The organism is Paenibacillus mesophilus, from assembly GCF_005938385.1.
Classification (GTDB): Bacteria; Bacillota; Bacilli; order Paenibacillales; family NBRC-103111; genus Paenibacillus_AB; species Paenibacillus_AB mesophilus.
On record NZ_VCRA01000016.1, the window covers coordinates 48,922 to 63,190 of the forward strand.

15 protein-coding genes are annotated in these 14,269 nt (G+C 53.2%); 12 read left to right on the forward strand and 3 right to left on the reverse strand.

Translation table 11 applies throughout. From position 1 onward, the window contains the following. The first annotated feature begins 1 nt into the window (after position 1). From FE783_RS24650 to FE783_RS24660, 3 genes are all read left to right on the forward strand, one after another. Positions 2 to 712 (forward strand): ABC transporter ATP-binding protein, encoded by a 711-nt coding sequence (locus FE783_RS24650; protein WP_138882046.1) that lies wholly within the window; start codon positions 2 to 4, stop codon positions 710 to 712. Next, entirely contained in the window at positions 709 to 1,887 is a 1,179-nt protein-coding gene (locus FE783_RS24655) for an ABC transporter permease (RefSeq protein WP_138882047.1), read from the forward strand. The genes FE783_RS24650 and FE783_RS24655 overlap by 4 nt, the downstream gene beginning before the upstream one ends. A gap of 63 nt (positions 1,888 to 1,950) precedes the next feature. Further along, on the forward strand, positions 1,951 to 4,119 hold the full coding sequence (locus FE783_RS24660) for a hypothetical protein (protein ID WP_138882048.1): 2,169 nt from the start codon (positions 1,951 to 1,953) through the stop codon (positions 4,117 to 4,119). A 76-nt stretch (positions 4,120 to 4,195) separates the two neighbouring features. On the opposite strand, the gene FE783_RS24665 is transcribed toward FE783_RS24660, so the two are convergent. Further along, a complete protein-coding gene (locus FE783_RS24665) occupies positions 4,196 to 4,735 on the reverse strand; it encodes an RDD family protein (RefSeq protein ID WP_238403246.1) in 540 nt (179 codons plus the stop codon). Between the two features lie 114 nt (positions 4,736 to 4,849). On the opposite strand from FE783_RS24665, the gene FE783_RS24670 reads away from it, so the two are divergent. From FE783_RS24670 to FE783_RS24710, 9 genes are all read left to right on the forward strand, one after another. Continuing rightward, positions 4,850 to 5,506, forward strand: a complete 657-nt coding sequence (locus FE783_RS24670; protein WP_138882049.1) for an ArsR/SmtB family transcription factor — start codon at positions 4,850 to 4,852, stop codon at positions 5,504 to 5,506. Between the two features lie 130 nt (positions 5,507 to 5,636). Then, positions 5,637 to 6,890, forward strand: a complete 1,254-nt coding sequence (locus tag FE783_RS24675) for an MFS transporter (RefSeq protein ID WP_138882050.1) — start codon at positions 5,637 to 5,639, stop codon at positions 6,888 to 6,890. A gap of 94 nt (positions 6,891 to 6,984) precedes the next feature. After that, positions 6,985 to 7,782 (forward strand): DUF2935 domain-containing protein, encoded by a 798-nt coding sequence (locus tag FE783_RS24680; RefSeq protein ID WP_138882051.1) that lies wholly within the window; start codon positions 6,985 to 6,987, stop codon positions 7,780 to 7,782. Between the two features lie 234 nt (positions 7,783 to 8,016). Next, a complete protein-coding gene (locus FE783_RS24685) occupies positions 8,017 to 8,580 on the forward strand; it encodes a hypothetical protein (protein ID WP_138882052.1) in 564 nt (187 codons plus the stop codon). Positions 8,581 to 8,747: 167 nt separating this feature from the next. Beyond that, entirely contained in the window at positions 8,748 to 9,335 is a 588-nt protein-coding gene (locus tag FE783_RS24690) for a hypothetical protein (RefSeq protein ID WP_138882053.1), read from the forward strand. A gap of 105 nt (positions 9,336 to 9,440) precedes the next feature. Then, positions 9,441 to 9,815, forward strand: a complete 375-nt coding sequence (locus tag FE783_RS24695) for a VOC family protein (RefSeq protein WP_138882054.1) — start codon at positions 9,441 to 9,443, stop codon at positions 9,813 to 9,815. Positions 9,816 to 9,909: 94 nt separating this feature from the next. Next, on the forward strand, positions 9,910 to 10,269 hold the full coding sequence (locus FE783_RS24700; protein ID WP_138882055.1) for a hypothetical protein: 360 nt from the start codon (positions 9,910 to 9,912) through the stop codon (positions 10,267 to 10,269). A gap of 25 nt (positions 10,270 to 10,294) precedes the next feature. Continuing rightward, positions 10,295 to 10,702, forward strand: coding sequence for an NUDIX hydrolase (locus FE783_RS24705; RefSeq protein WP_138882056.1), 408 nt, complete (start codon positions 10,295 to 10,297; stop codon positions 10,700 to 10,702). Beyond that, positions 10,699 to 11,094, forward strand: a complete 396-nt coding sequence (locus FE783_RS24710; protein ID WP_138882057.1) for a DUF1801 domain-containing protein — start codon at positions 10,699 to 10,701, stop codon at positions 11,092 to 11,094. The genes FE783_RS24705 and FE783_RS24710 overlap by 4 nt, the downstream gene beginning before the upstream one ends. A 56-nt stretch (positions 11,095 to 11,150) precedes the next feature. On the opposite strand, the gene FE783_RS24715 is transcribed toward FE783_RS24710, so the two are convergent. Then, a complete protein-coding gene (locus FE783_RS24715) occupies positions 11,151 to 12,401 on the reverse strand; it encodes a hypothetical protein (protein ID WP_138882058.1) in 1,251 nt (416 codons plus the stop codon). A gap of 473 nt (positions 12,402 to 12,874) precedes the next feature. Beyond that, on the reverse strand, positions 12,875 to 14,248 hold the full coding sequence (locus tag FE783_RS24720; RefSeq protein WP_138882059.1) for a multicopper oxidase domain-containing protein: 1,374 nt from the start codon (positions 14,246 to 14,248) through the stop codon (positions 12,875 to 12,877). Between the last annotated feature and the right edge of the window lie 21 nt (positions 14,249 to 14,269).

Below are 14,269 nucleotides of genomic sequence, written 5' to 3' on the forward strand. Positions count from 1 at the left end.
GATGAATATGATCGAATTGAGCGATATTTGCAAAACATACGGTCGGGGTGCCGAAGAAATCCAGATTTTGAAGCACGTATCGATGACCGTGGCCGAGGGCGATTTCGTCGCCATCGTCGGACCGAGCGGTTCGGGGAAATCGACGTTGATGAACACGATTGGTCTGCTGGACACGCCGACTTCGGGTACGTATACGCTGGACGGAGTCGCTACCGGGAAGCTGAACGACAGTCAGATGGCCGGCGTCCGCAATAAAAAGATCGGATTCATTTTCCAGCAGTTCAACCTGCTCCCGCGTCTCACCGCCTTGGAAAATGTGGAGCTGCCGCTCATCTATGCAGGGCTCGGCAAAAGCGAGCGCAGGGAGCGGGCAAAGCGGATGCTGGAGTCGCTCGGCATGGGGGCCCGGATCGACCATAAGCCGAACCAGTTGTCCGGGGGGCAGCAGCAGCGGGTCGCCATCGCCCGGGCGCTTGCGGGCTCTCCGTCCTTGCTCCTTGCAGACGAGCCCACGGGGGCGCTGGATTCCAAGACCGGAACGGAAGTGCTGGAGCTGATGATCCAGCTGAACGAGCAGGGGAATACGATCGTGCTCATCACGCACGACCTGCTCATCGCGGACAATGCCAAACGGGTCGTATCGATCCGGGACGGCGAGATTGTGGACGACAAGCGTAACGGCCCTCTGGTCAAGGAGGTGCAGCGGGCATGAATCTATTGGAGCTCGTGACGATGGCCGTCCGTACGATAACGGCCAAGCCGATGCGCACGCTTCTTACGATGCTCGGGGTCATCATCGGCGTAGCGTCCGTCATTACGCTCGTATCGATCGGGCAAGGCACGACCGAGCAGATCGAGAAGCAGTACGAGAGCTTGGGCACGAATCTGCTTGTCGTAAACTTGCTCGGCAACGGCCGCGCCCAGCAGCTCAACTATAGCGAGCTGATGGAGCTGGAAACGCTGCCCGAGATCGAATCGATCGCCCCGACCGTAACGAAAAGCAATGCGAGCGTCAAGTACGATCGCGAAGCGGAAAGCTACAACGTAATCGGCACGAACGACCGTTATTTCAGTCTGATGAAAACCGAGATGGAATCGGGGAGAACGATCGCCGAGGCCGATGTCGAATTCCGCAACCAAGTGGCGGTGGTCGGCAGCGAGGTAGCGGAGACGCTGTTCGGAAAGGTCGATCCGGTCGGTCAGGAGATCAATATTGACGGAATCATGTTTACGATTGTCGGGAAGCTTGCGCCGAAAGGCTCCAGTATCGGGGGCGCGTCGCCGGACAGCTCCGTCATCGTGCCGATCGTGACGGCAATCCGGACGTTCAAGCTGGGACAAATTCGGACTGCCTACCTGGAAGCCCCGGAAGTCGATCAGCTCGCGGCGGCCCAGACAACGATCACGCAGTTTTTGACGAGCAAATTCAAGAGCGCCAACGGCTTCCGCATCTCCAACCAGGATGAGCTGATGAATGCGCGCAAGGAAGCTTCCAGTTCGCTTACCAACCAGCTGATCAGTGTGGCGCTCATTTCCTTGCTCGTAGGCGGAATCGGGATTATGAACATTATGCTCGTTACGGTCAGCGAGCGGACGAGGGAAATCGGCATCCGCAAATCGATCGGTGCCCAGCGCCGGCACATCCTGACCCAATTTCTGATGGAGGCAACGGTCATAAGCGGTTTGGGAGGCTTGCTCGGTCTGATGCTGGGGATCGGAGCCTCGCTCGGCTGGCCGATGCTGAATCCGGATCAGCCGACGAAGCTTTCCCTCGATTTCGGCCTGTACGCTCTGCTCTTCTCCGTAATGGTGGGCGTCATCTTCGGCCTGTATCCCGCTAACAAAGCATCGCGATTGAAGCCAATCGATGCGCTTCGATTTGATTAAGAAGCGGCGGCGCTAAGTTTGCGCTTGTATCGCCGTTTCGTGGACATGGAGGTCATTCGTGCTATGACAACAACAAGAACAAGCGGCATGCTTCGCAACATGCGAACGGCAATTCTCATCGTCGCCCTGCTGTGCTTTGCGCTAGCTCCTGCAGCGGCGCAGGCGGGCCAAGAAGGGATTTATTTGAGCGATTCGGTTTACTTTACATTGGATAAGGCGAGGCTGTCCGAAGGCTCCGACGATTCGATATTGCGATTCGCGGTCAAGCTGCACAACGGCGGCAATACGTCCGTCGATTACAACCTTTACGGCATTCGCGTGACGGACGATGAAGGCTTCGGCTATGCGGCACAGCTTGGCGGTACACAGAGCGCGCGGGTGCAGCCCGGCAAAGACCAGGAGTTCGCGTACGAGTCGCGGGTGCTGAAGGGACTTAAACCGGAAAAGCTGCGCGTAACGGTATTTACGTGGAGCTACGGCTCCGGCATTGCGATGACGGACCTTGGATCGTTCTCGGTTGCAAACGCTATGCAGGCATCCTCCGAAACGGTTCAGGAAGCGGTGGTCCCGCTGTCGCCTATGGACAGCTCGCTTCCCGCCGATTCCCGCGTTGCCTTCCGCATCGGCAGCGAGTATACCGTCTACGAAGACGGCGAATGGAACATTTATGCCGACCTGATCGCGGACAATTTGGGCGATACGGGCGCCACTTTGCCGGCTGGCTTGAAGATGCGGCTGGAAAATGCCGGGGGGCAAACGATGACGGCAACGGCCATCGACGGTGCCGACAAATCGCTCCTCCCGGGCAAGCCGCAGCGGGTAGCCGTTCGGGCGGGCATTCCCGGTTCCGATTCGGCCCAAGGCTGGTCGCTGCAATTTTATTACATGAACGGCGACAAAGCCGCCGTGCTGGACAGCCTGGAGCTGGGAGCAGGTACCGTTTCTCCGGTAACGGCGATCGGCGAATCCCGCCCTTTGACGGACAGCCAAGGGCAAGAGATCGTGTCGCTTCAGGTCTTATCCGCGATCGTATCGCAAAGCGAGGACGGACAGTGGATCCGTACCCGAATATCGGCAAGCAACAACGGAAGCCGCGTCGTAGCCGTTCCGAGCTTGTCGGCCAAGTACCAATCCGCCGCCGGGGGAGTTACGGTTGCAGCCACGGATTCGGACACGCATGCAGCGTATTTGTCCCAAGGAGAGACGGAAACGTTCTCGTTCAGCGCTCTGCTCCCGAAAGGGATGACGGCCGAAGAGCTGCAATTGGCACTGTTCGAGACGCGGAACGCTACCGGTAGCACAAGCGGCAGCAGCGCGAGCGGCAATACGGGCAATGCGGCAAGCGGAAATTCGAGCGCGAGCTCTTCTGCGGTTGGCGGATCGTCCGGTTCTTCGTCGACTGGCGCCGCTTCGGGCAATAAGGTGCCGGTTCTGCTCGCGGGGCTCGGCAAAGCCGAGATATACAATCAAGGAACCGGGACGGACTATTCGCTTGGCGACCGGATCGAGCTGCCGCTCGACAAGAAGCTGGATGCCGCCATAACGGAGCTGAAGCTGTACGACAATGAGAATTATGGATTCAAGACGGCGGTGGCGAAGCTGAAATTGACCAATCTGGACAACTCCGCCTTTGCTCTCCCCGGACTGTCGCTGGACATCGTCAGAGAGAACGGCCTCGTGTACACGGGGACGCGCCAGGCGAACGTCATCTCGCAGCTCGCGACCAACAGCAGCTATATGGTCAGCTATTCGTTCATCATACCGGAAGCGGAAGAGGGGCAGACGGTAGCGCTTCGGCTGTATAACGGCACCGATTCGATACCGCTGAACAGTGTAAGGCTCGGCATCGAGCCGGAGAATACGGCGGATGACGTATGGGACGCTTACCCTTACAAGATTACGGTGAACAGCGGCGATCTGCTGGTCGGCCAGTTGGGTACGACATTCTCGTATACGTTGAATTTCAATGTCGCGCTGGAACGCCGAGACCAGATCGTCACGGATGCATCGGTGTCCAAGCTGCAATTCGAGATCGAAGATTCGTCGGGGCTTGTCCTTTCGACCCAGACGCTTCCGTTCCAAGGGACGACCAAGCTGCTGGAAGGCGACAACAGTATCACGTTTACCAATTTGAAGCTGAATCAATTCAACTCGACCAACTACGTGAATGTGTACGAAGTCGTGGATACTCCTAACGGGATCGTGAAACGGAAACTGGGAGAAATCCGGTGACCGGATGAGGAACGGCGTGGCCTTTGGCCACGCCGGTTTAATTGTGCTGCGCCTCGAAATTGCTTTTGCCGCTGGCTTAATCCTTGTACCTTACGACAGTCCCTGCGATAGAGTCATACACCGTTTGTTTATTTTTGCCCCATATTGGACTGATCAAGTAAATGATCGCCAGACCGTAGACCGTTCCCAATAATGAATAAATGAAATAATCCGGGTAGTCGGAAGGAAGCACCATGTGCCAAATGGTGAAATGAGCCAGCTCCCAAGGGACGAATTTAAGGGCGGACCGAAAAAGCGAGGGGACGAGTCCGATCGGTAAACCGTTAGTGCCGGTCACGACAATCCCCATTTTACGTTTACCCCATGTTGCATGCGATTTCGACCCCTCACACAAAGCAAAATAAAGATATACCGGCAGTGTTATGAATAGAAACCCGGTGAGCTCCGCCAACAAGGGAGTTGTCGTAAACAGCGGAGTCACCAGCGGCCGTGCAGGAAAAGAGACTCCGATCAGCAGGATGATGTAGCCCAAGATGAGGATATAGTCCCACATAAAGGCGATTATGCGGGTGCCAAGCGATACGCTCCTCGGATGTTTATGTAACCGGTCGTCCACTGTTATCAGCTCCCGTCTTCAAATATGGCACTAGAAAAGGTTTGACACTTCCAATCAAGTGGATGTAAGATATATTCAATTCAATAAAACAATTGAATAGTTGAGGTGTTGAGCTTGGATCGCAAATGGAAAGATCAACTTTACGAGCAATTTGCCCGCATCGGCAAGTGCCTTTCAAGCCCTAAACGTTTGGAGCTTATCGACTTGCTGGCACAAGCCCCTAAATCTGTAGACCAGCTGGCCAAGAGTACCGGCATGAGTGTCGCCAATGTATCGCAGCATTTGCAAACGCTGCTTGAGTCCAGATTGGTCCGATTCACCAAAAAAGGAAACTATGCGATTTATGAGCTCGCCGAATTGGCGGTTGCCGACTTTATGGTTTCCTTGCATCGGCTGAGTGAAAAACAATTGGCCGAGATTCAACGGTTAAAGACCGATATTTTGCGACATCACGAGAGCGTGGAATGTATCGCCTTGGAAGAGCTCATGGAACGGATGGAAAAAGGCGAAGTGTTGTTGTTGGACGTAAGGCCGGAGGATGAGTACGCAATGGGCCATATTCCCGGTGCGATTTCCATCCCTATTGAAGAACTCGAGAAACATCTGGCATCTTTACCGGTCCATAAGGAAATTGTGGCTTACTGCCGAGGCCCCTATTGTCTCATGTCCGCCCAGGCGGTTCAAATCCTGAGAAGCAAAGGCATTCAAGCGTCTCGTCTGGAAGAGGGCGTACACGAATGGCATCATTACGCCATGCATGCTCACCGATGAAGGATGATAGACGGTGACCTTCTAAAGCTTACCCAACAAGTCTGGAAAGGTGGTTCTTGGCGTGACGAATGAATCCCATAGTTACAGTATAAAGGAAAGACATTTGCGAAAATACGTGGATTCGCCGAATATGCAGCAACGGCTTTATAAACGTACGCTGCTTATCGTAGTCCTGTCACAAATTTTTGGCGGGGCGGGGCTTGCGGCAGGAGTTACGGTTGGAGCGCTGCTTGCCCAAGATATGCTGGGAAATGAAAATTTTGCAGGTGTCCCTGCCGCGTTATTGACCCTTGGTTCAGCAATGGCCGCCTTCCTGGTCGGGCGTCTTTCCCAGCGTTACGGACGTCGCTCGGGGCTCGCGATAGGATTCTTCGCAGGGGGCATCGGCGCGATAGGGGTGGTGTTGGCTGCTGTAAGCCACAGTATTGTACTTCTGTTCGCTTCACTGCTTCTCTACGGTGCCGGAACGGCTACGAACTTGCAAGCACGGTATGCCGGTTCGGATTTGGCAAAGCCGACCCAGCGGGCGAAGGCAGTCAGTATTGCCATGGTTTCTACTACTTTCGGAGCCGTTGCAGGACCGAACTTGGTGGATGTAATGGGCGGATTCGCAGTGTCGCTCGGCGTTCCGGCTCTGGCCGGTCCTTTCATGCTGGGGGCCGCGGCTTTCACCCTAGCCGGTTTTGTATTCTTGATCTTTCTCCGCCCGGACCCGTTCGTTGTCGCGAAAGCGATCGCCGAAGCGCAAGACCGAAGCGGCCGTCCGGACGTGCAAGCGAATGCGCGGACAACTAACAACCGTGGAATCATTGTCGGGGCTACAGTCATGATCCTGACTCAAATCGTTATGGTCGCCATTATGACGATGACGCCGGTACATATGAAGCACCACGGACATGGTCTCGGCGAGGTAGGATTAGTCATAAGCATTCATATCGGCGCGATGTATCTTCCCTCCCTCATTACGGGTATTCTAGTCGACAAGATCGGCCGGTTTGCCATGTCGGTCGCCTCCGGCGGTGTTCTGCTTGCTGCCGGTGTTGTCGCAGCCATTGCGCCCGCCGATTCCATGCCGTTGCTCATTATCGCCCTCGCGCTGCTGGGACTCGGTTGGAACTTCGGCTTAATTAGCGGAACAGCTCTTATCGTGGATGCGACAACTCCTGCAACTCGAGCCCGCATGCAAGGAACGATCGATGTCCTGATCGCTTTGGCCGGAGCATCGGGCGGGGCGCTTTCCGGCATTGTTGTAGCTCACTCCAGCTACGCAACCCTGTCTCTAGTCGGAGGCTTCCTCTCGCTTCTGCTGATTCCGGTCGTCATATGGTCTCGTAAGGATCAAAATGTGGTATCGGATGCTAAGCCTTACAATAGAACCGTATAGTGAAAAAAATCCCTAAAATTGCGTTATATTATCGCCGTTCCCGACATATCCTTTCACGTGCTCAGTGCAGGATAGTGAAGGAGGATGGGTTTCAATGGACCAGTCGGCCTTATTCGAACACCGGTTTTGGCTGCAAATTTTGGGGGATCACAGCCGATTTATTTATAACAGTCTTTCACCGAAGGAAAACCGCGATATTCAAATAGCACACCAGTTTATCCAAGCATTCGATCGGCTGCTTCAGCTATCACGAAACGCGAATACGGAAGCGGACTTGAAATCAATAAATGATCAAGCCTATACGCTCACGAACGAACTTAGGACATTCAAGCTAAATTTGCTGGAAAGGGCGTTATTGGGGAAAATCGCGATCGGGCTGCCGCCTACATTTCTGAATCATATGGTCAATGAGTTGGAGGAGTACCTGCGCATATTAAAGGAACTGGTGGCGGGTAAGCCCGTCCCCCGTTTTCATGCTCTTCATCATGATCTGTTATGGCTCTCGGATGCGGCCGGACATGCGGCGGCGATAGCGGCGGATTTGGATGCGGTAGAGAAACGGCTGATTCAGAAGAGCCAGCAGTTCGAGGTCCACTTCCAACAATTTTATATAAAAAGTGTCGAGATGGTCGGTTATATGAGAACGCAGCTGCGCGATTTTCCGGCATTCCGGAAGTTCCATACGGACATCGATATCGAGATGAAGATATTTGTCGCATTTCTGAAAGAGCTGGAAGAGATGGAACTGTCGGCCGAGGTGCTCGACCGGATCAATCCGCTTATGCCGGACCATATGATGAGAGAGGAATGTTACTATCTCACCAAGCTGGCTTCTCTCGGGCTGGTTCCGGATCCGAACTGCAATCCGGACAAACCGAGAATAGAGGCGTAGGTTAGGTGAAAAGAGCGGAGAACAAAGCGTAAAGGTTGATATCCACGATCAGCTATCGGGCGGCTTGTACGAATCCCCAAAATCACTGCCTGAAATATAAAAATGTATGTTAATGAAGAGGAAAGCGTGGCCTGCGGCCACGCTGTTTTGATGTTTGCATCAACTTTTTGTAGAAGGAGCAAAGGAATGTATGTATAATATTGGAAATTACTATTCAACGAGGAGGAAATTATCTTGTCCAATATGTCCGATATAATTGCGAAAACGACCAAAGAGGATATTATTAACGGTTCGTACGATCGCCCCGCCGGCGTCAGCCTACTAGCGATCTTGACCGGGCTTGGAAGCGGAGCTTTGCTTATTTCCCAACTGCTGGTCTTCACTAAGCTCACCGAGGCATCCTCCACGCTCGGAATGTCGACCATGCTGCTGCAAGGGGGAATCGGGTTTTTAGGTCTGCTCGGCTTAGCCGCGACCGTCGGAATGTGGCTCGGGAAAAAATGGGGCTGGTGGCTTACTTTGTTTTACTTTGCCTATGCCGTGGCGCGCAACATTAATGTGATGATTTCCATAGCAAGCTTAACCGAACAATGGGGAATACCCAGGCAGGGAGTCGGAATGACTTACGCCAAATACGGGATAAGAGTGTTGTGGAACGGCTTCCTGCTGTTCTACTTGTGCCGCGAAAGCGCAACAACCTTTTTCGGAACGACGGAAATTAAGAAGTGGAAAGCATTGCTGATTGTATTTGCGCTCTGCGCGGCGGTCTTTGTGATCGGCTCGTCGCTGCAAGAATAAGCATTAAGAATGAACGGTAATTTATTAATCCGGACCTGAAAACGTGTTACTCAGAAGCGGCGCGGCTTGTGGCCACGTCGCTTTGCTATACCCTTGTCCGACGGATCGATAGCCTATATGGAAACATTTTCTAGCAATAGTCCGTCTATATAGATTGGAGGTGTCGGATGAAATCATTTGTATCTATCCTATTGGTGACCGGCTTGGTTTTCTTAGGCATTGTTATGTTTCTGTGGTATCAAATTTTTGATAATGAGATCGGCCCGTTTGATGTAAACGATATTTCCGCAACCGAATCGGATATCCAAATCGCAACGGATTTAACTATTGGCAAAGGGACTCGCCTCATGAAGACCGTAACCGAAGAGGGTCAAATTTATGCTTTATTTGAAGTGCATCCCTATGAGGGGGAGATTGGGATCGCGACTTTTTTACCAAAGTCCAAGAAAGATAGGTATAAATTCGATTCGGCCAGCCATTCCAAAAACGTGATTCAAGCGAAAACATTACTTGCAAGCGGAAACGAGGGGGTCGTGATCGGGGTAAGGAGAGGCGCTTCGTTACACAAACTGGTCGTTAAAAGGGCTCACGAAACTATAGAGAAAATAGTAACTAAGGAGCCGGACTTCCTCGAAATAGTCCGCTTCAAATCTTCTCTTGCCGCCGATGAAATAACGATATTCGGCTACGATGAGCTGGGACAGGAGCGAGCCAAAACAACGATTGTGCGCCAATCCCGTTCTAAGAAACAATGATAATTGCGTTATACTCTCTTACAAATCGAACAAATGTTTGGTATAATTCAAGGAGGGTTTACAATATTTTGAAATGTAATATTTGTAGACGGGTGAGTGATAGAAGTGAGTGAGTCCGGAGCTCCGATACAGGCACAAGTAAATGGTTATTTTATTTATGTCCGTAACTTGGAAAGCGCAATTGTCATGTACAGCAAGCTTTTCGGTTACCCGGTCAAGGAAGAGGAAATGTTATTCGGACATCTGTATTTTCTGCCAAACGGTGTCATCCTGGATTCCGATGAAATGAAGGGCAGGCCGATCCCCGACTGGCTGCCGGTATCATTGAAATTAGGCTCGGACAATATTGATTCGGCGAGGAATTACGTGCAGGATCTCGGCTTTGAAATCATTAAAGATATTAACCGAGGGCCGAAGGTGTCATGGTTCCTCTTCAAAGATCCGGACGGAAATACGTTGATGATGTGTCAGGATCATTAAAGCGGCGAAATCAAGGCTGTTCCGCCTAATTCAGTAAGGCAAGCTACCTGTTACACCCCCGGGTCATATGATGGTTGTAAATAATTGGAGGGGGGTGTTATTATGGCTTACTACCCATACCACCCATACAGTCATTACCACCATCATCCTGTACACCCGTATCATCATCACGGGTATCATCCGCACTATTATCACCCGTACGGGTACGGTGGGCATCACCATCATGGAATGCATCCTTACGGGCATCACCACACCGGACATCATCATGGGCACCACAGCGGCATGCACAGCGGAATGCACAGCGGCACGCATAGCGGCTGGCAGGGTGAATACAGAAAAAAATAGCTTTCAGGCCGGGAGAGGGGCAGCCCTCTCCTCGTTTCTTTTCTCGAAAGGACATGCAATCACGAGGATGTCGCCGAAAAAACAGTCGCCCCTTTCCATTGTATGGTAAAATTAGGTGAAAGGAGGACTCTGCAATGAAGGAATGGATCGGTGCGGCGGCTGTTTGTATGAATAGCCGGAAGCAGCTGCTGATGGTTCAAGGCAAAGACTTGATCGAATGGGCCGTCCCTTCGGGAGGCTTGGAAGAAAACGAAACGCTTGAACAGTGCTGTGTACGGGAAGTCAAAGAGGAGACCGGGTACGACGTCGAGGTTGTGAAACATATGTTTGTCAAAAGCAAGGAAACGTCCAGCGGAATAAAGGCAACGACGCATTATTTCGAAGTGAAAGCAGTAGGGGGCCAAATAAGGATCGAAGATCCTGATGGTATCATTCATAATGTCGGATGGAAGTCACTGGATGAAGTGATGGAATGTAAGCATGCTTATCCCGAGGACAGGGATTTATTGATTACATACTTAATAAATAGGGGGCAACCATGAAACAGACGGGCCATCAGCAAGTCGTTGAATACTTGAGCAACCTCCAGCATCCATTGAAGCAGGAAATAGAGGAAGTTCGCAAAATCATATTAAGTGCGGATCCCCGCTTTACCGAGCATATAAAATGGAATGCGCCCAGCTTCTGTATCCAAGAGGAAGACAGAGTCACTTTTAATTTGCAGGGGAAAGGCTTTTTCCGGCTTGTCTTTCATTGCGGAGCGAAAAGTAAAGACAACAAAGGAAAGGAACGGTTGTTCGAAGATCCGACAGGGCTGTTGGAATGGGCGGCCGTTGACAGGGCGATCGTAAAATTCACCGATATGCACGATGTGAAAGCGAAGAAAGAAAAGCTGGAAGAAGTGATCGCGAAGTGGATCGAAGCAGCGGGTTAACCTATTTCGAAATGGCAAAAAAGGACGGTCGCTCGACCGTCCTTTGTATATTACAGTTAGCTCGTCACCGCTTGACCGGATGCACCGGCCGCCTTGTCGCCGCTCCGGGAACCGCCTTTGTCGCCGAAACCGCCCTTGCCGCCGGGCCCGCCTTTCCCGCCGCTGGGGAAGCCGCCGGGGAAGCCGCCTTTCAGCTCGCCGTTGATGAATTTCGTGGCGTTGTCGGTCAGTACGGTTTTGCGCTGGGTCGCTTGCTCTTGGGTCAATTTGCCGTCTGCAAGCAGCTTATCCACTTGCTCGGATGGGGCTTTCACCAGCAGGGCGACGACGGATTGAACCGTTACGCCTTTCTCGCTTGCAATTGCAGCCAGCGTTTTGCCGGACTTGATCGCGGTGTGCAGCTCGTCTTTGGTTGTGCCGAGAAGCGTGGCGAGTTCGTCGGAAATTCCAAAACCGCCGTGCATGCCGCCTCTTTCTCCGGGCCCGCCTTTCCCGCCGCCGGGGAAGCCGCCTTTCAGCTCGCCGTTGATGAATTTCGTGGCGTTGTCGGTCAGTTCGGTTTTGCGCTGGGTCGCTTGCTCCTGAGTCAATTTGCCGTCTGCAAGCAGTTTGTCCACTTGTTCGGATGGGGCTTTCACCAGCAGGGCGACGACGGATTGAACCGTTACGCCTTTCTCGCTTGCAATTGCAGCCAGCGTTTTGCCGGACTTGATCGCGGTGTGCAGCTCGTCTTTGGTTGTGCCGAGAAGCGTGGCGAGTTCGTCGGAAATTCCGAAACCGCCGTGCATGCCGCCTCTTTCTCCAGGCCCGCCTTTCCCGCCGCCGGGGAAGCCGCCTTTCAGTTCGCCGTTAACGAACTTGGTGGCGTTGTCGGTTAATTCGGTTTTGCGCTGGGTCGCTTGCTCCTGAGTCAATTTGCCGTCTGCAAGCAGTTTATCCACTTGCTCGGATGGGGCTTTCACCAGCAGGGCGACGACGGATTGGACGGTCACGCCTTTCTCGCTTGCAATTGCAGCCAGCGTTTTGCCGGATTTGATCGCGGTGTGCAGCTCGTCTTTGGTCGTGCCGAGAAGCGTGGCGAGTTCGTCGGAAATTCCGAAGCCGCCGTGTCCGCCGCGCAATCCGCGGACATCTTGTCCCGGCGCTCCTCGCTTACCTCCGAACATTTTCCCGCCTTGATCCTGCGGCTGTGTCTGTGCTTGTGCGTCAGTCGAGGCGGCGCTCACATAGTGGTGCGCCCAGAGGCCTCCGCCGAGTGTGAGTGCCAATGTCATCGTGCTTGCAACTATCGTTTTTAAACGTTTCATGGTTGGTTTCCACCTTTCGCAATTTGTTGTATGTTTTGTGATATGTAGCTCCTGGAATGTCGTTTGGCTGTGTCTAAGGGGGTGTCACCTCCTTGTAGCTTTATAATAGACCGCGAATCTTAAATGGAGGTGAAGATGGGCTGAACGTTTGCTGAATGTTGCAGGCGGGGGCGCCTGTGTTTGATAAGCGTATCAAAACGCTGTTTCGGAGGCGGCCTCGCATGAATCCGCCACAATCGGTAAGCTTTTGACGGTTTTCCGTATCGGATGGAGGAACGGGTCCGGGAAGCGCTGCTGTTCGTCGATTTGGCGAAGCCGGCGATACAACGGGAGCAAACCGGTTTGGAAGCTCCATCGGCGACGTGGACGTATGAATTAACGCTATGAACAAAATAAAGCCGGCTTCGCTCCTTGCGGGGAGCGGGCCGGCTTGTCGCTTGTATCGGAAATGATGCGGCTGGCGACGGATTTCTCTATTCGACGATGATTTTGGCCTCCATGCTCGGATGCGTCGCGCAATAATAAATATACGTGCCCGCTTTGTCGAACGTGTGGCTCCATGCTTGCTTCGGTACGATGTTTTTGCTTTCGAACGAGCCGTCCAAAGCGCTTACGGTATGAATTTGCGAATCGTCGTTTACCCAGGTGACCGCAGTCCCTCTTTGGATCCGCAGCTCTTTGATCGAATAGGCCGATGCGCCGATCGAAATTTGCGGTTGAGCCAAGTCCGTCACGCTGTCGACCGGATCGGAAGTCGGCTGTGAGCCGGCCACGGAGTCATGCGAGCCATGACCTCCGCCCGCCGAATGACCGTGCACTGCAGTTTCCGCCGCCTTGACGCTTGTCATCGTATGCAAACCGCCTGGGTAGACGCCGTTGTTCGTGTTGTCCGTAATTTTATGGCTGTGAAACGGGAATTCCCCGCTCTGGGTGAACTTGATCAAAATATCGTAGCGCTCGCCCGAGCCGATATTGATCGTATCCTTCTCATACGGGACCGGCAGCGGGCGCCCGTCGGTGGCGATCACCTGAAAGTGATGGCCGTGCAGATGGAACGGGTGCTCCTCGTAGCCGGAATTGATTAACCGGACCAGCACCGTTTCCCCTACCGTCCCTTCGATGAAGGAGTCGGGGTCTTCCATTAAGTTCGGAAACGCTTTGCCGTTAATGGTCCAGTACCTCGGATGAAAATCGGTTCTATCGTAGGCCAGGCCGTTCTCCACCGCATGATGCCATACCGGATCGATTTCGTTCAGGTGGAACACGTATTCCTTGTCGTAGGAAGGTCCCCCCGTCCATGCCTGCTTGGCGCCGTCCTTCGCTTTCACGATCAGCGAGCCGTGCATCCCCATTTGCAGATGCTCGATCGTATCGACATGGCAATGATAAAAATAGGTGCCCGCATGAGTCGCCTCAAACCGGTACGTGAAGCTTTCCCCCACCTGAATGGCGGGCGAGGTATGAGGAACCCCGTCATTCGCCTGATCCGTATCCAGTCCGTGCCAATGAATCGTATGCGCGAGCCGTTTGATGCCTTCTTTTGACGGGCCGATATTGGTCAATGTTACTTCTACGTTGTCGCCTTCGGCCATTACGAGCGTCGGCGCCGGATAAACGGCCGATCCCTTCTTGTTCTCCAAGCTGTAGCCCCAAATGTAAACTTGTTCGCCGTCCGGCAGCGTCAAGTAACCGTCCGTAGCGTACAGTTCAAAATGCTTCAGGCCGTCCTGGAGTGTCCCCGAAGAGGAAACGGCATGCGTCCGCCCCGGCTGGAGCAGCCCGATCATCGTCATCGAAAGTAACAGGAGCGGCAGCAGCCGACTGAAGAATCCTCTTATTCTGATCATAGTACCTCCCTAACCAATTAC